The organism is Acidiphilium iwatense, assembly GCF_021556475.1.
In the GTDB taxonomy this organism is placed as follows: Bacteria; Pseudomonadota; Alphaproteobacteria; order Acetobacterales; family Acetobacteraceae; genus Acidiphilium; species Acidiphilium iwatense.
Map to the genome: position 1 here is coordinate 103,611 of NZ_JAKGBZ010000004.1, position 20,740 is coordinate 124,350.

At 64.9% G+C, this 20,740-nt stretch carries 22 protein-coding genes; 15 read left to right on the top strand and 7 right to left on the bottom strand.

Annotation, left to right across the window (positions count from 1 at the left end; all coding sequences use genetic code 11):
• Nucleotide 1: 1 nt before the first annotated feature.
• From gspM to L2A60_RS03660, 4 genes are read left to right on the top strand one after another with little or no spacing between them, the layout of a single operon-like run.
• Nucleotides 2-550, top strand: coding sequence for a type II secretion system protein GspM (gene gspM / locus L2A60_RS03645; protein WP_235703010.1), 549 nt, complete (start codon nt 2-4; stop codon nt 548-550).
• Nucleotides 547-1,107 carry a hypothetical protein gene (locus L2A60_RS03650; protein WP_235703011.1) on the top strand — a complete coding sequence of 187 codons (561 nt, stop codon included), beginning with the start codon at nt 547-549 and terminating at the stop codon, nt 1,105-1,107. The genes gspM and L2A60_RS03650 overlap by 4 nt, the downstream gene beginning before the upstream one ends.
• Nucleotides 1,104-3,275, top strand: a complete 2,172-nt coding sequence (gspD, locus tag L2A60_RS03655) for a type II secretion system secretin GspD (RefSeq protein ID WP_235703012.1) — start codon at nt 1,104-1,106, stop codon at nt 3,273-3,275. The genes L2A60_RS03650 and gspD overlap by 4 nt, the downstream gene beginning before the upstream one ends.
• On the top strand, nt 3,275-4,111 hold the full coding sequence (locus L2A60_RS03660; protein ID WP_235703013.1) for a type II secretion system protein GspK: 837 nt from the start codon (nt 3,275-3,277) through the stop codon (nt 4,109-4,111). The genes gspD and L2A60_RS03660 overlap by 1 nt, the downstream gene beginning before the upstream one ends.
• A gap of 20 nt (nt 4,112-4,131) precedes the next feature.
• On the opposite strand, the gene L2A60_RS03665 is transcribed toward L2A60_RS03660, so the two are convergent.
• Nucleotides 4,132-4,899 carry a prepilin peptidase gene (locus tag L2A60_RS03665; RefSeq protein ID WP_268920116.1) on the bottom strand — a complete coding sequence of 256 codons (768 nt, stop codon included), beginning with the start codon at nt 4,897-4,899 and terminating at the stop codon, nt 4,132-4,134.
• Nucleotides 4,900-5,011: 112 nt separating this feature from the next.
• Here L2A60_RS03665 and gspG point away from each other — a divergent pair, with 112 nt between their 5' ends.
• From gspG to L2A60_RS03695, 7 genes are all read left to right on the top strand, one after another.
• Nucleotides 5,012-5,419 (top strand): type II secretion system major pseudopilin GspG, encoded by a 408-nt coding sequence (gene gspG / locus L2A60_RS03670; RefSeq protein ID WP_235703015.1) that lies wholly within the window; start codon nt 5,012-5,014, stop codon nt 5,417-5,419.
• A gap of 162 nt (nt 5,420-5,581) precedes the next feature.
• Nucleotides 5,582-5,746 (top strand): DUF3363 domain-containing protein, encoded by a 165-nt coding sequence (locus tag L2A60_RS20855; RefSeq protein WP_407932511.1) that lies wholly within the window; start codon nt 5,582-5,584, stop codon nt 5,744-5,746.
• Nucleotides 5,739-6,110, top strand: coding sequence for a DUF3363 domain-containing protein (locus L2A60_RS03675; RefSeq protein ID WP_329603550.1), 372 nt, complete (start codon nt 5,739-5,741; stop codon nt 6,108-6,110). Before L2A60_RS20855 ends, L2A60_RS03675 begins: the two co-directional genes overlap by 8 nt.
• A gap of 41 nt (nt 6,111-6,151) precedes the next feature.
• Nucleotides 6,152-6,940 carry a segregation and condensation protein A gene (locus tag L2A60_RS03680; RefSeq protein ID WP_235703016.1) on the top strand — a complete coding sequence of 263 codons (789 nt, stop codon included), beginning with the start codon at nt 6,152-6,154 and terminating at the stop codon, nt 6,938-6,940.
• Between the two features lie 111 nt (nt 6,941-7,051).
• A complete protein-coding gene (locus L2A60_RS03685) occupies nt 7,052-8,908 on the top strand; it encodes a transposase family protein (protein ID WP_235703017.1) in 1,857 nt (618 codons plus the stop codon).
• Nucleotides 8,909-9,811: a TniB family NTP-binding protein gene (locus tag L2A60_RS03690; protein WP_235703018.1), complete on the top strand. Its 903-nt coding sequence runs from the start codon at nt 8,909-8,911 to the stop codon at nt 9,809-9,811.
• Nucleotides 9,735-11,051 (top strand): TniQ family protein, encoded by a 1,317-nt coding sequence (locus tag L2A60_RS03695; protein ID WP_235703019.1) that lies wholly within the window; start codon nt 9,735-9,737, stop codon nt 11,049-11,051. The genes L2A60_RS03690 and L2A60_RS03695 overlap by 77 nt, the downstream gene beginning before the upstream one ends.
• On the opposite strand, the gene L2A60_RS03700 is transcribed toward L2A60_RS03695, so the two are convergent.
• The 3 genes from L2A60_RS03700 to scpB form a co-directional block, all read right to left on the bottom strand.
• Nucleotides 11,014-11,778 (bottom strand): hypothetical protein, encoded by a 765-nt coding sequence (locus L2A60_RS03700; RefSeq protein WP_235703020.1) that lies wholly within the window; start codon nt 11,776-11,778, stop codon nt 11,014-11,016. The genes L2A60_RS03695 and L2A60_RS03700 overlap by 38 nt on opposite strands.
• Nucleotides 11,779-11,781: 3 nt before the next feature.
• Nucleotides 11,782-12,819, bottom strand: a complete 1,038-nt coding sequence (locus L2A60_RS03705) for a tyrosine-type recombinase/integrase (protein WP_235703021.1) — start codon at nt 12,817-12,819, stop codon at nt 11,782-11,784.
• A gap of 123 nt (nt 12,820-12,942) precedes the next feature.
• On the bottom strand, nt 12,943-13,542 hold the full coding sequence (scpB, locus tag L2A60_RS03710) for an SMC-Scp complex subunit ScpB (protein WP_235703022.1): 600 nt from the start codon (nt 13,540-13,542) through the stop codon (nt 12,943-12,945).
• A gap of 297 nt (nt 13,543-13,839) precedes the next feature.
• On the opposite strand from scpB, the gene L2A60_RS03715 reads away from it, so the two are divergent.
• Entirely contained in the window at nt 13,840-15,141 is a 1,302-nt protein-coding gene (locus tag L2A60_RS03715) for a D-alanyl-D-alanine carboxypeptidase family protein (protein WP_235703023.1), read from the top strand.
• A gap of 27 nt (nt 15,142-15,168) precedes the next feature.
• Here the strand turns inward: L2A60_RS03715 and L2A60_RS03720 are convergent, their stop codons facing one another.
• Both L2A60_RS03720 and L2A60_RS03725 read right to left on the bottom strand, forming a co-directional pair.
• Nucleotides 15,169-15,561 (bottom strand): VOC family protein, encoded by a 393-nt coding sequence (locus tag L2A60_RS03720; RefSeq protein ID WP_235703024.1) that lies wholly within the window; start codon nt 15,559-15,561, stop codon nt 15,169-15,171.
• 72 nt (nt 15,562-15,633) lie between these two features.
• On the bottom strand, nt 15,634-17,277 hold the full coding sequence (locus tag L2A60_RS03725; RefSeq protein WP_235703025.1) for a glycoside hydrolase family 17 protein: 1,644 nt from the start codon (nt 17,275-17,277) through the stop codon (nt 15,634-15,636).
• A 47-nt stretch (nt 17,278-17,324) separates the two neighbouring features.
• Between L2A60_RS03725 and L2A60_RS03730 the strand changes: the two genes are divergently transcribed.
• Together L2A60_RS03730 and L2A60_RS03735 are read left to right on the top strand one after the other, a co-directional pair.
• Nucleotides 17,325-17,747 (top strand): CoA-binding protein, encoded by a 423-nt coding sequence (locus L2A60_RS03730; protein ID WP_235703026.1) that lies wholly within the window; start codon nt 17,325-17,327, stop codon nt 17,745-17,747.
• A 76-nt stretch (nt 17,748-17,823) separates the two neighbouring features.
• Nucleotides 17,824-18,855 carry an SPFH domain-containing protein gene (locus L2A60_RS03735; protein ID WP_235703027.1) on the top strand — a complete coding sequence of 344 codons (1,032 nt, stop codon included), beginning with the start codon at nt 17,824-17,826 and terminating at the stop codon, nt 18,853-18,855.
• Here L2A60_RS03735 and serB read toward each other — a convergent pair whose 3' ends face one another.
• Nucleotides 18,856-19,728, bottom strand: coding sequence for a phosphoserine phosphatase SerB (serB, locus tag L2A60_RS03740; protein WP_235703028.1), 873 nt, complete (start codon nt 19,726-19,728; stop codon nt 18,856-18,858).
• Between serB and miaA the strand changes: the two genes are divergently transcribed.
• On the top strand, nt 19,727-20,704 hold the full coding sequence (gene miaA / locus L2A60_RS03745; protein ID WP_235703029.1) for a tRNA (adenosine(37)-N6)-dimethylallyltransferase MiaA: 978 nt from the start codon (nt 19,727-19,729) through the stop codon (nt 20,702-20,704). The genes serB and miaA overlap by 2 nt on opposite strands.
• Nucleotides 20,705-20,740: the final 36 nt, after the last annotated feature.

Consider the following 20,740-nt stretch of genomic DNA (forward strand, 5'->3'; position numbering starts at 1 on the left):
CATGAGTACGAGCGCTGTCCGAAAGCTTGCCTTGCGCGGAGTCGCCGGCCTCCTTGTCCTGGTGCCGGCGACCGTGATCGTGATCCTGATTGCCGATCCGATCTCGGCATCGCTTGAGCAGGCAGCCAATAATGCAAACCTCGCCCGTCGCTATCAGAAATTGGTCGCCGAACGTCCCCTTTATCGGGCTGCACTTGCCCGTGCGCGTGCCACCTTGACCGGCCAAGGGATGCTGTACGCTGGCAGCTCGGCCGAACTTGCCGGCGCCAGGCTTCAGAACACGGTACAAGCTTTGGTAACGGAGAATGGCGGGCAGATACTGAGCAGCGCGATCGACCCGGCGCGGTCCGACCATCATCTGCAGGTTCTGACCGTGTCGCTGGCATGCCGGTTCGCGGCGCGGCGGTTGCCGCGATTTCTTGCGGCGCTCGCAGTCCAGAAGCCGTTTCTGGTGGTCAGGGCGCTTGACCTCCGCTCGACCGATATGGGGACCCATACAGGGCCGCTCGATGTTCAGCTGCAAGTGGAGGGGTTTCGGGACGCGTCATGACACGATTCCCGACCCTGCTTCCCAGACATGATGCTGTCATCGCCGGCGCGCTGGCAGGCATTGCCGCCCTGATCTGGCTCGCGCCGATTCCCCGGTTTTCCCGGTCCAGCCAGCCATCGGGATCAATCCCTGCCTCGCCGACGATTCAGACCGGCACGGCACTCCCCAATATCCATCAGCTGGAGACGCGGCCGTTGTTTGTGAAGACACGACGTCCGCCACCCCGGTCCGATCAGAAACCCGCGGCCGCGATCAAGACACCGAAACCGCTACCCTCGACCTCCGGTATGGTTTTGCTCGGTGTTCTGCATTCAGGTTCAAAATCTGCCGCCCTGGTGATATTGCCCGGTAGCGCACAGCCGCGGCAGATCACACCGGGGGCGGTTCTGGGGGATTGGGTGGTCAAGAAAATATTGAGGGATCGGCTGCTGCTCCGATCGGGCCATGCCAGGGCCGAGCTGGTTCTGCCGGCGTCGGTGCCTGGACCTTTGGCCCCGGCACCTGGGTTTGCGTCCGAGGTCCCGCCATTGCCACAGCCATCTCAGGCCGGGCGGTGATCCGTGCCAACCTTGCCTTGGCACTGCGCCTTGGCCTCGTATTTGGCGGTGTTGCCGCCCTAGGCGGCTGCACGCGCCAGGCCGCGCCGATAACGCCTGTGTCACAAGCGGCGGCGCCAGTTGCCGCGACCTACAATCGAATTCCGGCCCCGATCACCGGCATCGCACTGCCGCGTCCGACCAATCCAGTTGCTATCGGGTATGAAGTGCATGGCACCGGTCAGATGATCGTGCCACCTACGCAGGCAGCCAAGATCTCACCGGGGAACCGGCATGGGGTCACCTTCGATTTCGTGAACGCCAACATTGCCGACGTTGTCCACACGATTTTCGGCGAAGTGCTCAAGGAGAATTACACGATCGATGGCGGTGTGCATGGCAAAATCACCCTGCAAACAACCCGGCCATTGCCCCGCAGCGCAGTGATTCCCGCCCTGGAAACCAGCCTGCAGATGGCAAAGCTGGCGTTGACGCGCGAAGCTGACGGCTATCACATCGTGCCGCTCGCGGTCGCCGCTCAGGCCGGCGCCGGCAATCTCTCGGTGGCTGGCGGACCTCAGACGCCGGGTTATGGCTACGAGGTCATCCCGCTCCGCTATGCCAATGCGGCCGAGGTGGACAAACTGATTCAACCGCTGGTTCAGCCAGGGGTGCAGATCCAGGTTGATGCCGCGCGCAATCTGCTCATCGTGGCGGGCACGACCCAGGAGCGCGCCGCGATCGCGGACAATGTCAGGCTCCTTGATGTCGATTGGCTGGCCGGAATGTCCTATGCGTTGCTGCCGATGCACTATGCGTCGGCCGCGTCGGTCGCGGCGGAGGTCGACCAGATTATTGGCGGCAAGGCCAGCCCGCTGAACGGTGTTGTCCGGCTGATCGTCATCAGCCAGCTAAATGCGATTCTGGTCATCACGCCACAGGATCGCTACTTGTCTCAGGTCAAGGGCTGGATCAGACGCCTGGACCAGCAGCAGGCATCGGATGCACGGCAGGTCTTTGTCTATCACGTGCAAAATGGCCGTGCCGCGGATATCGCCGGGATATTGAACAAGCTTCTGGGCAGCGCGAATGCCGCCGAGAGTTCCGCACCACCCGCGTCGGGGCAACCTGGAAGCGGTATGGCAAGTCAGGTTTCGCCTCTTGCACCACAGCCAAACGGCCTATCGGCGCAATCGTCACCGGCCAGCGCTCTCCTGGCGCCGACCTTGTATGGTGGTCAAGGAGCCCAAGGAACGATGCCGAGCGATCCGACCAGTAGCGCGCAGGGGGGCATCGATAATTCGGATTCCGGTCAATCGCCACGGATCACCGCCGACAACGCGAACAACTCCTTGTTGATTTATGCGACACCCGATCAATACCGGTCGTTGCAAAGGGCGATCGTCGAACTGGATACCCAACCTCAACAAGTCATGATCGAGGCGGTTGTCGCCGAGGTAACGTTAACCAACGAATTGCGGTACGGCATCCAATATTTTTTCCAGTCGGGACGGGTGCAGAGCATCAATACGCTCGGCACCGCCGGAGCGATCGCGCAGCAGTTTCCAGGATTTTCCGCGATATTGGCACCTGGTCAGAACATTCAGTTTGCCCTGAATGCACTGTCAGATCTCACCCATGTCAACGTCATATCGGCGCCGAAGTTGCTGGTCCTCAACAATCAGCCCGCCGAACTCCAGGTCGGTGACGACGTGCCGATCGTTACGCAGTCCGCACAAAGCACAGTGACAACTGGTGCGCCTTTGGTGAATACGATTGAATATCGGCAGACCGGGGTCATTCTGCATGTAACGCCGCGGATCAATGCAGGCGGGCTCGTCACCCTGGATATTTCGCAGGAAGTCAGCGACGTCTCGAAGACGACGACGTCGACCCTGGATTCGCCCACCATCACCGAGCGAAAGATCAGCACCGTCGTGGCGGTCCCTAATGGCCAGACGGTCGCCTTGGGAGGCATTATTCAGTCCAACACCACGACCGATAACAGCGGCATCCCGATCCTGCGCCATATTCCGGTTCTCGGATTCCTGTTTTCCAATCACGACACCTCCGGCACCCGCACTGAATTGCTGATCATGCTCACGCCCCACGTTGTCCAGTCGGTCAGTTCCATCCAGGCCATGACCGACGATCTGAGACGCGAGCTCCCTGACGTGCAATGGCGCTGATGCGCGATGCCGCGCGAAGGGACGGCGAATCCGGGTTCGTGCTGCTTGTCGTGATCCTGGGACTGGCGATTTTGGCGGTCCTGGCGCTGGGCCTGGTGCTGGCCACGAAGCCCGGCGTGCGGGCGGCACACGCGGCGCTCGAAGCCTCCAAAATGCATGCACTGGCCGATGCGGTGATCACGCTGACCGCCGTGTCCTTGCTGGACACTGCGCAGCCGACCCGACCGCGTGTTGACGGCATCGGGCAGGTCACCAGCATTCTCGGGCACAAGATCTGGATCAAGGTCACGAGTGAATTCGGCAAGGTCGATCTGAATGTCGCCGATTCGGCAACGCTGACGCGGTTCTTTGAAGCGGCCGGCCTCGGCCCAGCCCCTGCGAGTGAAGAGGCGAGACGCATTATCGTGTGGCGGACGGCCGGCAAAGGCGCGATCATTCACCGTTTTTTCCGGAGCATCGCGGAAATCACCTGGGTGAAGGGAATTACCCGAACCCTGTACCGGCGGATTGCGTCGTCGATCACCGTCTATAGCGCCCGCGGCCGGGTCGATCGGACCACCGCGCCATTGCTTGCACTGCAATCGATTGCCGGTATCGATCGTCTGACCGCGGAATCGATCGTCCGTGACCGGCTTAACGGTCAGGCCGGCGTTACGGCGGGAGAAATTGTCCGTGGCCGACTGGTTCCGGGCACGAATATCACCGGCTGGGCATTTTCGATCGACGCGCGATTCAGCGTCGATGGGCAGCATGAGCATACCGAGGCCGTCATTCGCATCACCGGCGACCCGGCTCGACCTTATTTCGTGCTGTGGCGCGACGATACACCGGAGTGATCTTGGCGGCCCGGCTGGTTTTATAGGCCAATGGCCAGGGCGCTGCTTTTCAGCAGATACGCCGCGAATACGGCTGGAGCCAGGCACGCTCCGAACGCCAGGCGGGTTGTCGGCGTCAGATCCTGGTGTCTCAGAAATCGTGCCGTAATGGCCGAGGCGATTCCTAAAATCGCTCCCGAAAGGACAATCCAGGGCAAAGGCTGCCATCCAACCCAAGCGCCCGCGAGAGCCATAAGCTTCGCATCTCCGTGGCCAATCCCGTCCCGGTGTCGTACCGACTTGTACAACGAATTGACGCCGGCAATGACCAGGTATCCGGACAGGGCACCGATCAGATGTCCGGTGAAATCCGCCGGCTCTAATTGCCAGGTGGCGGCAAGTCCAAGCAGGAGCAGAGGCACGGTGATCACGTCGGGGAGAAAGAAATATTTTGCGTCGATCCAGGCGAGCGCCAGTAATCCCCATCCGAGCAGTGCGGCAGCCGATGCAGGCCATGGCGATGGATAAAGCCACGCGGAAACAGCACCAAGGAGCGCCGAAACCAGTTCGATTGCGAGCAATTCCGGTCGGATTCTCGCCCCGCAAGCCCCGCATCGGCCCCGCAGTCGGAGGAAGCTCACTATGGGTACCAGGTCGAAAGCCTTGATCGGTACCGAACAAGTTTCGCAGATCGACCGGCCGCTCAAAATTGTCAGCCTGCGTGGTAGGCGATAGACAAGGACCCCAGCAAAACTTCCGATGCATGCGCCTACGAAAAACAGGATCGTGATGAGATCAGGATTTGCCATGATGGGAGACCGATAGATGACTGGAATATTGCTATCCCGTTATGCAAGCGGATAAAAGCTCTTTGACGACCAGGAAGCGACCGGAGGCCAAATGGGGCGGCGATGCAGGGATTTGGAAAGAGCGCGCGAGCAGGGCTTCACGCTGCTCGAACTGCTGGTGGTCATCGTAATTTTGGGACTTCTGATCGGGATTGTCGCCCCCGCCATTTTTCATCAGCTCGGCAGGGCGCGCGTATCGGTGGCGAAGCAGTCGATCGCTCGCTTCGAAAGCGTTCTCGATTTGTATAGGCTGGACATTGGATCCTACCCCACCACGGCTCAGGGACTCAAGGCCTTGGTTGCGGAGCCCGTGGGTGTTAGCCAATGGAACGGCCCCTATCTCAAGGGGAAAGTTCCGACAGACCCATGGGGTCACCCCTATATCTATCGCTCACCGTCAATCCGGCCCTTGTTCGGCTATGATTTATGCTCGAAGGGGCCGAAAGATTCTACCGCAACCGAAATTTGCAATAAGTCATAATTGTTGGCGTTCCGGCAGAAGCAGGAAGCTGATCAGGGCATGCCGAACAGCCGGTCGGCCGGGATCGACCGGCGCCGTGAGGCGGCGGAGGTGTCGTCAACTTGTTCGGGTTAACGGTAGGTCTGGGCAAGATTGATTTCCGCGTTGTGATCGATCACACGGATGGGGCTGGCGCAGGCGGAGGAGCCGGCGCGCTGGTCATTGTCGGATCGCATGGAGCAGACGCGGTGCGAGCTGGGTGAGTGTGGCGACATCATCAAGACGATGCCCCAGGTGATCACCGAGCACGGCCTCGTCCACGGGGCGGGAGATTACTGTCGTGCTTGACGACTTGGCCAATCGTCCGGTCATCGGCAAGGGGCTAGCGAGCGACGAGAGGGGCGACCGCGTGCACCTGGTCATCGACGGCGCGGACGGACGCGCCCATTACGTCGAGCTGAGCGAGGCGGCTGCGCGCAGCACCCGGACCGGCAGCATTGTGGAAATCGGCCGAGCGGAACCGCCGCCCCGTGGCCTACTTTTCCACCGCCGCATATCAAGTGAAGTTGAGCCAGAAATCCGTTCTAAGTCCGACGGCAGGAGAGCAGGCGATCCGGGAGATCCGACGGGCGACCCGCCGGGTGCTGCGGAAGAGAAGATCCGGGTCGTCCTCGATGGCCTGCGGGGCAACTCGTTGGTTTCGCTCGGCTGATTGAGATGCCAAAAACCGTTCGAAGGGCGTAGCATTGCGGGATGGACGAGGACTCGATCAGCCCATCGGATCGCGTGCATCTTCGGCTCGATGGCTTCGAGGGCCCGCTCGATCTGTTGCTCGACCTTGCGCGGCGGCAACGGGTCGATCTCACACGCATCTCGATCCTGACCCTGGTCGACCAGTTCGTGGCCACGGTGACCGAGAGACCAGGTGCCGACATCGCGCGCAGGACCGAGTGGCTGGTCATGGCCGCGTGGTTGACGTGGCTCAAATCCCGGTTGCTGCTGCCGCATGACTTGGAGGAAGCCAGGCAAGGCGAGCTGGCCGGGCGGATTCTGACCGACCGCCTGGCCGAACTCGATATCGTGAAATCCGTGGCCGCCTGGCTGGACGCACGGCCACAGCTTGGTCGCGACATGTTCGGGCGCGGTGACGACCACGTCCCGGTCGGTTCTGTCGTGGTCGCCGATCTCGCCAGCCTGTTCCAGGCTTACATCGATTGGCTGCGCCGGCCGGCTCGACGCGCTGAGGAGGTTTATCGTCCGGTACGTCCGGCGCTGTGGACTCTGATCCAAGCCCGTACGCGGCTGCTCACGATGCTCGATAAGCTCCCGGACGGCGGCGATCTGCTGGTCTTCCTGCCGCCGATCCCTGCGGATGCGGCAAAGCGGAGCTTGCGAATCCGTGGGGCCATCGCCAGCACCCTGGCGGCGGGCCTGGAACTGGCGCGCGAGGGTCGGGTCGAGCTTCGGCAAGCGGAACCGTTCGGCGGGATCATGGTCGCCGCAGGCACCAAGACCGAATTCGGCGAGCAGCTCGCCGGTTAAAATTCGGCGCAAGCCGCGCACCGATTTCTCGATGCCTCGCAGCCCCCATTTACCGCTTTCTCCGGGCGCTCCTCGCAGTGTAGGATGCTTCGAGGTGAGGCAAGCCGCTCGATGGAACGCCCTCTGGTTATCGGAATGGAGGTGGAACACGCTGGGAGGCGCTGGCGTGTCTTCCAGTTGCTCGGGCCGGACGCCGTATTGCTGCGCAATTCCGGCGGTGAGACGGTATCGGTCGACCCGACCAGGATTTCGGTTCCATTGGTCGATCCGAGCAGACCCCTGCCGTGCGTCGTCGATGAGCGGCAATACACTGATGCGCAATGGGCCGAGGCGGCTCGCCGCCGAGATCTCATGACGAGGCTTGCCCGCCAGCCAAACCGGACCGGCCGCGATGTCGATGCCGTCGCGGCGGAACTGGGCCTCAAGCGCCGCAGGATCTGGGCGATGCTGCGGCAGATTGGTGCCGGCGACGACAGCGTGCGCCGGTTTCTGCCGAAATCCGGGCGCCCGCGCGCCCGGCGCCTCAACGAGACCGTCGAAGCCATCATCACCCAGGCGGTTCGCGAGTATTACGCCAAGCCGAGCCGCTCAAGCCTGAACCGGCTGCACCGGGAGATCGGCGCGCGCTGCAAGGCGGCCGACCTGCCGACGCCGGCTTACAATAGCGTAAAGTCGAGGGTCCGGGACGAGGACCAGATCTGGCTGGCGCGCCGGCGCCAAGGCCCGAAAGCAGCAAGGGCAATGCGCTTGCTGATAGGCGCCCATCCAGGCGCCTCGGCACCTTGGGAACGCGTGCAGATCGACAGCACGCCGTGCGACATCCAGCTGGTCCGCGAAGGCGATCGCACCGTCATCGGCCGGCCGACCGCGACCTTCGCGATCGACGTTTATAGCCGTGCCGTCCTCGGCTTCTCGCTCTTGCTCGAGGCGGCGTCGACCCTGACCGTCGCAGCCTGTCTGGTCCATGCGTGCTTGCCCAAGGAGGACTGGCTAGCCCGGCGCGGTTTGGCGGGGGTACGCTGGCCGATTTATGGGCGGCCGGCAACGCTGGAATACGACCAGGGCCCCGAGAATGAGGCGCGCGGCATTCAGCGCGGGCTGCAGCGCTACGGTATCGCTTCCAAGATCCGAGCCAAAGGCTGGCCCGAACAGCATGGCTCGATCGAACGGCTGATCGGTACGATGATGCGCATGGTCCATGAATTGCCCGGCACCACGTTCAGCAACATCGGCGAGCGCGGTGAGTGCAATTCCGGCAAGCGCGCCTGTCTCAGCCTGCCGGAACTGGAGCGCATCTTGACCCTCGCGATCGACAGCTACAACCACACAACCCACAATGGGGTCGGCGAGCGGCCAATGGATCGCTATCTCGCATACTACCGACAGCCCGGGTTGCCCGACGCCGCTCGGATTCCACCGCTTCTGCCCACTGAGCGTCTGCTGCTAGACTTCCTGCCATTTGAAAAGCGGGCGCTGTCGCGGGGTGGCATCCGACTGTTCCGGGTCGATTACAGCTCGGTCGATTTGCTGCCGCTCTGGCAGCGCGACAACCAGCGCCGGGTCGAACGGATCGTCGTCTACGACCCGCGCAGCTTGGCGCGCGTCTGGTTGCTCGATGAGAATGCCGACGACTATCTCGCCGTTCCGTATCGCGTGCCCCACCCGGACATGACCTTGGCTCAAAGCATCGCATCGCGCCGGGCGTTTCAGACCTCAGCCGTGCGGGATCGGACCGAGCGACGATTGTTCGACAACCTTGCCCAGATCCGGGCGATCGAAGCCACCGCCAGATCGACGACGGCGCGCCGGAAGGCAGAGCGCACTGTTCAAGCGGCGCGCGCGGCGTGGGGTACGCCCGTGTCCGCGAAAGAGGCGAAAACCGTCACCACCTCCCCCGTCGCCGTGGCGTCGACGCCGCATTGGTCGGAATCTGCGGTTGCGCCTTTCGACGACGTGGAGCGTCTTTAGGTGAGCGCCACGGCAGAGGCGCTGCATCTTGATGCCGCGACCCGCCGGTTACTGGCGTTGACCGACGCCCAACGAATCACTTGCATCGACCGGGATCTTTGGATCGGCTACGGACGCGCGCGGGACGCTCATAACCGGCTGGAGCGAATCTTGCGATCGGAACGGCGCATGCGTCCGGATAATCTTCTGATCGTCGGCGCAAGCAACAACGGCAAGACTGCCATCGCCCGCCGCTTCCTGGCCCGTCACACGATGGCGGAGGATCCGGCTGCTGAACGGGCCGCGATTGCCGTCGCGCTGATCCAGGCTCCCAACGGGCCGCGGATTCCCCTGCTGCTGTCCGCGATTCTGCAAGCGCTCGGCCGCGAACCAAAGCTCCGATGCAGCATCGCCCAACTCCGCAGCGAAACCTATCGGGCCATGGCCGATGTCGGTTTGCGCCTGCTGCTGATCGACGACCTGCACAATATTCGCGGCGCCGGGGTGAGCAGCCTGCTGATCGAACTCCGTAATCTCGGCTCCGTCACCGGAATCTCGCTGGGCTGCTTCGCAACCAAGGAGATTGCCTATGTATTCCGGCAGGACGAGCAACTCGCCAACCGGTTCGAACTGCTGACCCTGCCACGCTGGCAGTTCGAGGACGCCGAATATGCCAGGCTACTGGTGACTTTCGAGCAGATGATCCCACTGCGGCACCGATCCGGACTGACAGAACCCGTTCTGGCACACAACCTTTTGCTGGCCGCGGATGGGCTGATCGGCGGCATCGCCAATCTGCTCCGCCAGGCGGCGATCGAAGCGATCCGAACCGGTCACGAGCGCATTGATGCCGCGAAGCTCGCCCGCGCCCAGCCTGCCTCGCCGGAGCGAATCGAAGCCGTCGCTCTCGCGCCAGATTTATGACGCCGTGGCGCCGCAAGTGCAGATTCAGGACGACGCCGCGTTGAGAGCGGTCGCGCAGACGTGGTTCACAACGTTCGACCCCGCCGCTCAAGCCAGGATCGTCGACCTGCTGCGCCAAATCGCCACCACCGGTGCCGACCCGGTCATCGAATTGCGTCGCAACCTGACCTCGTGGTTCGGGTCACGCACGGAAGGCGCCTTGCCGCGCGCTCCGGCCATTTTGACCGAAGCAAGCGGAGACCGGCTGGCACTGGAGCCGCTGGCACCGGCGCCGCGACCGACGATGTGGCCGCAACGACCCAAGCTACGCGGCGGCGAATTGTTCAGCAGCTGGTTGTGGCGGACAGCGATCGCCGCCGGCATCCCGCCACGGCGGTTTGTCCGGGACGCGGTGGGTGAAACCCTTGAGGATATCGACCGGGACATCGCGCCCGCCACGCTGCAGCGGCTTGCGACTCTGTCGGGTCATACCGCCGATCATCTGGCTGCAGGATTGCTGATCCCTGGCACCGTTGCCCAGACGCCCGCGGCCATCGGCGAGGAGGTCTTGCTCCGCGATGGCCGTTTTCTTTTGACGCGCAAGGGCCGTGATCGGCTGGGTAGATCGCGTCCGGTGCTGCAGTATTGTCCTCGGTGCCTGCGGGCTCCCGGCATCCCGTCATTCGCGCGCGCCTGGCGTTTCGCTCATGCCGCAGTCTGCGTGACACATGCCTGCCGCCTGCACGAGCGATGCTGGAATTGCGACAGCGCAATTTCCATTTTGGATCAGCGTAATGCAGACCCGGAGGTAAGATGCACGACATGCCATGCGGCTTTGGGGCAGGCTCCCATATCCAACGCGACGGCGGCGTCCCCCCGCCAGCGGGCATTGTCGACCCTGCTCTTCTATCTCGCGACGAATATTCCCGATTGCGAGCGCCGGTGCCATCTCGATCCGCTGGCACGCGCGCTCGGCGGCAGTGCCGCGCCCGTTGAATTTCGCGCGCGGGCACTCGCCGGATTGCGGGCGTCGAGTTGGCCCGTCTGGTTCGGAACGCCGGCGCACTCCAGTCACGTCGAGAACCTGCGTATTCTGGCCAAAGGGATCGAATATCGCCGACTCGCCGCGGTCGCCACCGCCCAGCGCCGCAGGGCGCGCCTCCAAGCCACGATGTCCGATGCTTCGGAATGCTCGTCTCGTCAGGTCGCAACCACGGCGTCGCTCATTCGGCGACTGTCAGCAGGCGCAGAGCCAAGGTGAGCGCCGGCCAGCGCCGACGCACCGCGTCGAGGGCGCGCCACGGCGTCCAGTCGGCCGCCCAGAACCGAAACCTCACAGCCGCGTGCTCGGACGGAATCCGGATCTCGGCGCGGTCGACCGGTTCTTCCTCGACCCCGCGCAGCATCCAGGTCGTGCCCCAATGCCGCCATTGCCAAGCGACCACGACCGGATCCTCGGGGCCAAGCCGACGCAGCGACTCCGGCAGCGGCACCAGCGCGTTGAGGTCGAGCGGACAGCGCGCCATCGCGATTTGATCGGCCGCCGCCAAATCGAGCATCTCGACCACCGCGCTGACCTCCCGCGCCAGCGCCCGGGCATGCTCGGCGGACAGATCCGGGCGGCCCGCGCACAGACCCAGCAGCCGGCTGGTCCAGTCGTCGCGATAGCGTTCATAGTCGCTCGCCCACGCGATCTGGCCGGGGCCGCTGGCGGCCGGCCGGAATCCGGCAATATCGCCAGCGGGGCCGCTGACGGTCAAACGGTGGGGCAGCCATTCGGGATTCGGCAGACACAGAATGTCCGGATCGCTGACCGAGGGGCCGGGTTCGGCCGGCGCCGACGCGGCACCTTCCGCGAGGGTGGACCGCGCGCGGCGCTGGCTGGCTGGACTGCCGGCAACGAGATGGGCGAGGCGCGGCGGCCGGCCCCGGCGCGCCGGGGTTGTGCGGCCGGCAGAGTCGCCCTTGCTGGACCGCCGACGCGCCACCGGTCAGAGCCCGAGCAGCTTGACTGGGCTCTCGGTCACCAGCTTGGCCCGGCGCACATAGCCGCGCATGGTGCGCAGGTCCTTCTGGCGGGTATGGTCCATGATCTGCTCGTCGCGGGCGCCGTTGAGATAGGCCTGGGTGATGAAGCCAGCGCGCAGGCCGTGCGGGCTGAGCCGTTCGCCCGCCGGCACCGTCAAGCCGGCGCGCGCCGCCCGCTTGCGCAGAATCTGCCGCACCGTATCCGGGTGCAGGGCCGCCAGGCCGATGACGCCGCGCCTGTCGATGCTCCGGAACACCGGCCCGTGGCGGCACGCCGACGCCCGCAGCCACGACTCCACCGCCCGCACCGGGCAGGTTTCGGGGGCGGTGCCGCGCGGAATCCCGAGCGTCGCGCCCTTGCCGGCCGGGTCACCTTTGGCGCGCGGGATCAGCAGCCGCAACCCGTCGGCGTCGAAGCTGAGATGCGGGTGATCGATCGCGACCAGTTCCGCGCGGCGCAGCGCGCCGGCATAGCCGAGCAGCAGCAGCGCTCGGTCCCGCAACCCCACCAGGGAGTGGTCGCAGGTCGCCACCAGATGGCGCACCTCGTCGGTCATCAGCGCCGCGGCTTGCTGCGGCGGCCGGCCGTGGCGCCGGCGGATGCCGCGCAAAGTGTTGCGGATCGCCGGATGGGCGCCGGGCCAGTTCTGCCCGGCGAGCCGATGGGCCCGCCCCAGCGCCGCGAGGCGGCGCACCAGGGCGCTGGCGCGATGGCTCGCCGCCAGTGCCGCGAGATAGGCTGCCACGGTTTCGGGAGCGGCCGGCAGCGGCGACCAGTGGGCGGCCGCGCACCATGCGCAGAAATGCCGCCAGTCACTCCGGTAGGCCCGCAAGGTAGCGGGGGCGAGCGCCTGGTCGGCGAAATCGATGGCGGCGGCCAGGGCGGCGCGGGCCGCGGCGGAGCGATCGGCGGGAACCCCGTCCGGTCCGGAGGCCCAACCGGCGTCGGGCACCGCCGGCATCCGGTCCGGGGTGGCTGGGATCTGGCCCGGGTGATCCACCGAATCGCCTGTCATACCCGCGACTTAGCGTCAATTAGGGCAAAATTGCAAGACACGCGATAAGTGACAGTTATCGCGTATTAAATATCCGCAAAATCGTATCACCATCGCCCGGCTGACGGCTCAGGACGTCGCCGCGCCGTCGGAATCTGCCGCGGAAGAGTCGTTGCTCGGCGCCGCCGTGGTTTTGGGTCTGCCCTCGGCCTGCAGGGGTGCGCGTCCAGCGCCCGGCAGATCGCGCAGACTATTCAGTCCAAACTGGGCCAGGAACCGCGGTGTGGTCACCCACAAGGTCGGCCGTCCCGACGCCTCCTTGCGCCCCCACGGCTGGATCAGTCCGGTTTCGAGCAACAGGTCCATCGTCGCCTGGCCGAGGCTGGCACCCCGGATATTTTCGATGTTGGCGCGGGTGATCGGCTGATGCAAGGCAATCACCACCAGGGTTTCCATCGCCACCCGCGGCAGACGGCGCGTCTCGGTCAGTACCTCACGCAACGGCGCCGCGAGGTCGGGCGCGGTCCGAAACGACCAGCCGCCGCCGGTCTGGACCAGGATCACGCCGCGGTCGGCACAATGACGCTGCAGGGCTTCGAGGACGAAAAGCGGATCGAGGTCGCGCGGCAGCAGCGGCTCCAGCGTCTTGGGGGTGACCGGCTCCGGGCTGGCAAACACCAAGGCCTCCGCCAGGCGCAGCACCTCGATCGGGACCTCGAACGCCGCCATCGGGACATTCTGCCAAGGATCGGGCCCCGATGCCAGGGCGGACCGTCAGTCCGCCGACAAGCGCCGTTCTTTGGCCTTTAGTGCAGCAGTAAGGGAAAAAATGCACTCACCAAAGGAAATCGACACCCAGTGCACGCGCCGGCTTCCGGCATGCCACCTCGGCGCTCGCCCGGCTGGATTCGGAACATAATTCGTTAACCCTTTGGGTTTTTTGTTTATTCCGATCGTTTTCGCTGGACAGGCCGGGGTGTTTACCCTATCCCATCGGTTAGGGATCGTTCACGTTTGGGGGTTGGGATGCGGTTTGGCGCGGTGCAGGCTTGGGTTGCTGCCCGGAGCAAGCGGGTTTCGGTGCTCATGGCGACCCTTGGCATTGCCGCTCTCGGTGCGATCGCGCCGGCGCATGCCGCGTTGCACGGCGCCTATGCGCCGGTGTCTCCCGGCACCGACTGGATCGTGATGGATGCGACCACCGGGCGCGTGCTGTCCGAGCATAACGCCTATACCGAGCGGTATCCGGCCAGCCTGACCAAGCTGATGACGCTCGATCTTGCGTTCCATGCCTTGCGCGCCGGCAGGCTGACGCTCGACACCGCCATTCCGGTGACCGCGGCGGCGGCCCATGTTCAGCCGGTCAAGCTCAACCTCGTGCCGGGGCAGACCATCACCACGCGCCAGGCGATGCTGGGGATGACCACTTTGTCCGCCAACGACGCGGCGACCGCGCTCGGCCAATACCTCGGCGGCGGCAGCATCGGGCGGTTCGCCGAAGCGATGACGGCGCGCGCCCATGCGCTCGGGATGCTGCATACCCAGTTCTACAACCCGTCCGGCCTGCCGAACCCCGGCCAGGTGACCGACGCCTACGACATGGCGATCCTCGCCCGCCACATCCTGCTGACCTACCCGCAATATCGCTACATGTTCTCGGTCGCCAGCTTCGATTTCGAGGGCCGGCCGATCCCGAACATCGACGGAATGCTGAAACTCTACCCCGGCGCGATCGGGATGAAGACCGGCTATACCGATCTGGCCCGGTTCAATCTGGTGACGGCCGCCGTGCGCGACGGGCATCTGCTGATCGGCGTCGAACTGCATTCGCGGTCCTGGAGCACATCCTATCGCACCATGACGAAACTGCTCGACGCGGGTTTCGCGGCGGATGGCGTGCAGTCCGGCCCGATCATCGCGATGCGCAAGGCGATTCCCGACATCCTGCCGGTCGCCCATGCCGCGACGGTGCATCGGCCGGCAGCACGCCGCGTTCTGGTCACGCTGAAACAGCGCCGCCCGGCGATCCGCCATCTCGTTCTGCATTCCGGCCATGTGACCCAGGACATGATTCCCGGCTGGACCGCGCAGATCGGCGCCTATGACACCTATGCCGCCGCCCGTCATCAGGCGATCCTGGTGCGCGGCGAACGGCGCGCCGGCACCGCGCGGGTCAGCAGCGTGGTGCTGCGCCATCGCCGCATCTGGCGGGCTCAGCTCGCCGGGCTGAACGAGGCAGGCGCACGAGCGACCTGCGCACTGCTCGCCCGGCACCATCAATCCTGCTTCATCATCGCACCGCACAACGAAGATCTGGCGATGCGATAAGGCGCCCCCTGGATTAGGCGCGATTGCTTATTTCGGGGGCGTGGTGAAGAACCAGGGATGTTCGTCGAGATCGCGGACGGTGTAGGTGCGCCCGTAGGATTCGTCGCGCGGCGGATGGACGATCTCCGCCCCGGCCTCCTTGGCCCGCCGGTAATGCGCATCGACATCGGCGAGATAGACGAAGATGCCTTGAGACGCCGATCCAATCTCCCGCGCGCTCTGCATCCGCCAATCCTTGCCGCCCTGTCCCATCATGATGCGCTGGCCGCCGAAAATCATTTGCGCGTGCATCCCGCTCGGCGTCGCATGGCGCATTTCCTCGGTGAAGCCGAAGGCGCGGGCGAGCCAGTCGAGAGCGGCGGGAACGTCGCGATAGAAAATATAGGGGATGATCTCGGTAGCGATCGTTTGGTTGGACATGGCCATCATCGTTTCCCCTTGATGGATGAAGCCCGGATCATAGAGGATGGTTCGGCGCCTGTCTTGAATGTTTCATGACGTCGTTTCCTCGCGAGTCACCGCCGCCAATGCGTCGGCGCGGCGGCAAGCGCGGGCGGGACGCCGGCCACGACGCCACGCGATCAGCCCCGGCGCGGCGAGGATCAGCGCCATTGCGTTCCAGACCAGGAACTCGGTATTGAGCGGGCCGGAGACGATCGCACTCGCGATCGCGCCCGCCGCGAGGACGGCGCTCGGCAGCCAGTCCCGCCAGGTTTCCGCCGCCGGACAATCGCGCGCGGCCAGCCGGAAGATCGCGACCACCACCGGCACGGCGAAGACGGCGAACGGCGCGTCGCGATAGCGCGGATCGAACACCAGCATCGTCTGGATCACCGCAGCCGCGACCTGAAACAAGAACCAGAGATGGTCGAATGTCCGCACCCAGTCGCGCGACCTCGCGTAGCCGAACAGGCTGGCGCGGAGCAGCAGAACCGTCTCCGCGCCCGAGGCCGGCGGATGCGCGGCACCCTTCACCGCGCGGCGGAGACAAAGCCAGGCGAGCAAGGCTTGGGCGGGGAGGTTCACCGCGGCACAGATGATCAGCGAATTATCGTACAGGACGTGCCACGTGATCGCCCCGGCATAGACGAGCGCATTGCCGAGGCCGAACGCAAGCGCGGCAGCGCCAAGGTTCGTCGCGCCACCGAGCACGATCAGGGCGATGGAGATCACGATCGCCGTCCCGGCATAGAGCGGCCAATGCGGCATCTCGACCACCGGACCCGAGAGCGGAAATTTGGGCTGCCTTGCGGCGTTCCAGATGCCCCAGTTGGCGCCGGCGATTCCCTCGTCGTGATATTTCCAGCCCTGGTTGAACGCCTCGATCAGGTTGTAATCGACATGATCGCGATCGGCCAGGGTCACGAATTTGCGAAGAAAAATCGCCTCGTTGACGCGGGAGGGCGCGGCGTCGCCGCGCCAGCGGCCCCGGCTGGGCCAGCCGGTCTCGCCTACCGAAATCCGCTTGCCGGGAAATTTTCGCTCCGCCTCGGCGATGGTCCGGCCGATCCGCGCGATCGCCCGATCGACGTTCACCGGATGGTTCTGCCAATAGGGCAGCAGATGGATCATCACGATATCGACGTGTTTCGCCACCTGCGGAAATTCGAACCAGAATGTCGCGACATCCGCATACGCGATGGGCTGTTTCACCCGCGCCTTCACATGCTCGATATCCGCGATCAGCGCCGCCGGCGACAGATCGCGCCGCAGCAGCACCTCGTTGCCGACCACGACGCGGGAGACGGTATGCGGATGCGCATTCGCCTCGGCGATGCCCGCCGCCATCTCGCGCGCATTGTCGCGCCGGTTCGGCCCAAGCCAGATGCCGATCCAGACCTTCAGCCCCGCCTTCCTGGCCAGCGCGCCGATGTCGTAATCACCCTCCAGGGAGGAATAGGTGCGGATGCCGTCCGCATGTTTCGCGATCAGCCGGAGATCTTGCGCAACCTCGGCAGCATTCGGGAAACTCTTGGTCAGTGGCGACTGTCCGTCGCGGAACGGCGCGTAGGAGACCGAATGGAACCGCGCATCCGGCATGGTTACATCGCCCGCGACCGGCCGGTTCGGCCAGTACCAGATGGCAAGCGTGATCAGGCCGAACAGGAACACGAAATAGGGTCTTGCCGAGCGCATCGCCTTGCCGCTTACAGGAGCAATCGGTAAACGGCCAGGGGTTGGAAATGATGATCGACGGACTCGACGACGCATCCATCCGCCGCATCTTGATCACCACGCGGCGCATCGCGCTGGTCGGCGCCTCGGCCAACCCGGCCCGGCCCTCGAACGAGGTGCTGGGGTTTCTGCTCCGGCGCGGCTATGACGTCACCCCGGTCAATCCCGGTCTCGCCGGCCAGACCCTGCATGGCCGCGCGATTGCCGCGAGCCTCGATGCGGCCGCGCCATTGGAGATGGTCGATCTGTTCCGCGCCTCGGATAAGGTGATGCCGGCGGTGCGCGACACGGTCCGGCTGGGGGCGAAAATCATCTGGATGCAGCTCGGCGTGATCAACCGCGAGGCGGCGGCGATCGCGCGCGATGCCGGGCTGATTGTGGTGATGGATCGCTGTCCTGTGATCGAAACGGCGCGGCTGGGGCTGCGGTAAGTCAGTCTAACCGTATCAGGCACACGCAAGATAGGCTAAACCTGCGACACCGATCATTCCGATCACGGAGCGTATGATGGCTGAAAGCCCGATTTCCCGCCTGTTCGGTAATATATCTCAGGGCGGGGGCCCGCGCGGCCCCAACGGCGGTTCGCCGCGCCCTGCACGGCCACTCCCCGTCGGGTGGCTGGGTGCGGCTGCATTCGTCGTGATCGCGATCGTCGTGCTCGGCAGTTGTTTCTATGTCGTGCAGCCGACCGAAATGGCCGGGGTGACGCGGCTCGGGGTGGTTGTCACCAAGGAGCCGGTCGGTCCGGGCGTGCATTTCAAGCTGCCATTCATCGAGACGGTGAACACCATCCAGACCTCGATTTCGCGCTTCAGCCTTCCTCCGGTGCAGGTCTATACCGCCGATAATCAGCTTCTTACCCTCGGCGTCTCCTTGACCTATCAGGTGCCCCGCGCGGCGGTGCTGCATCTGCTCTACGATGTCGGCAAGGCCGGCAATATCGACATCGACCGGACCATCGAGCCGATCATCGCCGACCGCGCGCTGCGGGTCTTTGCTCAGCACAAGACCATCAATATCAGCGAGCGCCGCGCGGTGATCGACGAACAGATGCATATCGCGATCAGCAAGGCGCTGAAACGGCTGTTCGGCATCGACGTGATCGATATCCAGATTCGCAGCATCGCCTATACCACCGCGTTCGATCAGGCGGTGGAGGAAGCAGTCGAGGCCAAGGCCCAGGCGGTCAAGGAGCAGAACCTGGTGCTCGAAAAGCAGTATATGGCCGAGCAGACCGTCACCACCGCCGAGGGTGCGGCCAAAGCGCGGATCGCCCAGGCCAAGGGCGCGGCGCAGGCGACGATTTTGCGGGCGACCGCCCATGCCCAATCCATCGGCATCGTCGCCAAAGCGCGCGCCATCGCGATCGCGCAGGTAGGCAAGGCGGCCGGCGCCTATCCAGGCATCATTCCCTATTCCGTCGCAACGCGATGGGATGGAAAATTGCCGACGACAACGGTGGGTTCCGGCTCCGGTTCCAGCCTGTTCCGGGTGCTGCTGCCCGCCGCCGGTGCTTTGGTGCCGAAACCGGCGAAATAATCAGGAGCGAAATACCGACGCCGGGTAACCTTGGGCGAACAGCAGCGCGCGCAGATCGGCGTGATCGACGCGCAGTTTTGCCTGGGCGGTGACGATCGGCTTGGCGTGATAGGCGACGCCCATGCCGGCATCGGCGAGCATCGCGAGATCGTTGGCGCCGTCGCCCACCGCCATGACCGCGCCGAGCTTCGCACCGCGCTTTTCGGCAATCTCGTGGAGGGCAGCGCGTTTCGCGTCCCGGTCGAGCACCGGCTCGGCGACCTTGCCAGTCAGCCGGGAGCCGTCATCGAGCAGGGTATTGGCGCGATGGATATCGAAGCCGAGTTCGGCGGCGACCCGCGCGGTGAACCAGGTGAACCCGCCGGAAACCAGCGCGGTGGTCGCACCATGCGCGCGCATCGTGGCCACCAGTTCGCGCGCGCCCGGCGTGATTTCGGTGCGCCGCCAGGTGCGCTCCAGCGCCGCGATGTCGAGCCCCTCGAGCAGCGCCACGCGCTCGCGCAGGGCGGCGGCGAACTCGACCTCGCCCGCCATCGACCGCGCGGTGATCGCGGCGATCCGGTCCTTGATCCCTGCCTCCCCGGCGACTTCGTCGAGGGTTTCGGAGGTGACGATCGTGCTGTCCATATCGGCGACCAGAACCGCCTTGCGCCGTCCGCGCGACTTCACGCAGAGCGCGTCGACCGGCGCGTAATCGAGCGCCGCCGCGACCAGTTCGGGCTCCGGTTCCACCATGCAGGGGATTTCCGCCGCCTCGCCCGGCGACAGCCAGACCGGCTCGGTCCCGGCGACGTGTTCGCGGATGCGCCGCACCATTGCCTCGGTAAGCGCAATCTTGTCGCGCGCGGCGACCAGGATCAGAACGAATTTCATGGATCCATCGCCTAAAGCAACACCGCATGACCGGGCAAGGCCGCTGGTCATCGTCGCCGGTCCGACCGCTTCCGGCAAATCGGCGCTGGCATTGGCGCTGGCCGAGCGGCTGGCCGGGACGATCATCAATGCCGACGCGATGCAGTGCTATGCCGACTGGCGGATCATCACCGCGCGGCCCTCGCCGGAAGACGAGGCGCGCGCGCCGCATCGCCTGTATGGCGTGCGCGGGCTCGATCAGACGGTCGATGCCGCATGGTGGCGGCAGGCGGCGAGGACCGAGCTTGACCGTGCGCCCCTGCCGATCCTGTGCGGCGGAACCGGGATGTATCTGAGCGCGCTGATCCACGGCATCGCCGCGATTCCCGATCCGGGCGCGCCGGCCCGCGCCGAGGCGCGCGGAATGCTGGCCGGACATGGCCCGGCGTGGATGCACGACTGGCTTGCGGCGCACGACGCCGAAACGGCGGCGAAACTGCGCCCCACCGATTCCCAGCGCCTCGCCCGCGCCGCCGAGGTGCTGCTCGGCACCGGGCGCGGGCTTGCCGCCTGGCAGGCGATGCCGCGCGACGCGCTCGCCGGCTGGCGGATAAAGCTGATTCTTCTCGACCCGCCGCGCGACGATTTGCGCGCGGCGATTACTTTGCGATTTGCCGGAATGCTGGAGGCGGGCGCGCTCGACGAGGTTCGCGCGGCAGCCGCGCGCGTTCTCGACCCCGCGCTGCCCGGACTGCGCGCCCATGGCGTACCGGAACTGATGGCGCATCTTGCCGGGCACCTCACGCTCGATGAGGCCGAGCGCCGCGCGATCGCCGCGACCATCGCCTACACCAAGCGGCAGGCGACCTGGTTCCGCCATCAGAAATTGGCAGATGAGCACTGCGCGCATACGATCCATGCGCGGTTCGAGAGTATGGCGCAATTTTCGGAAAGAATTATCGACTATATCATTTCGTTTATTAACAACCCAGGTTGACGCATAGGGCGGGGCCGGGTTACGCCTGATTTTTGA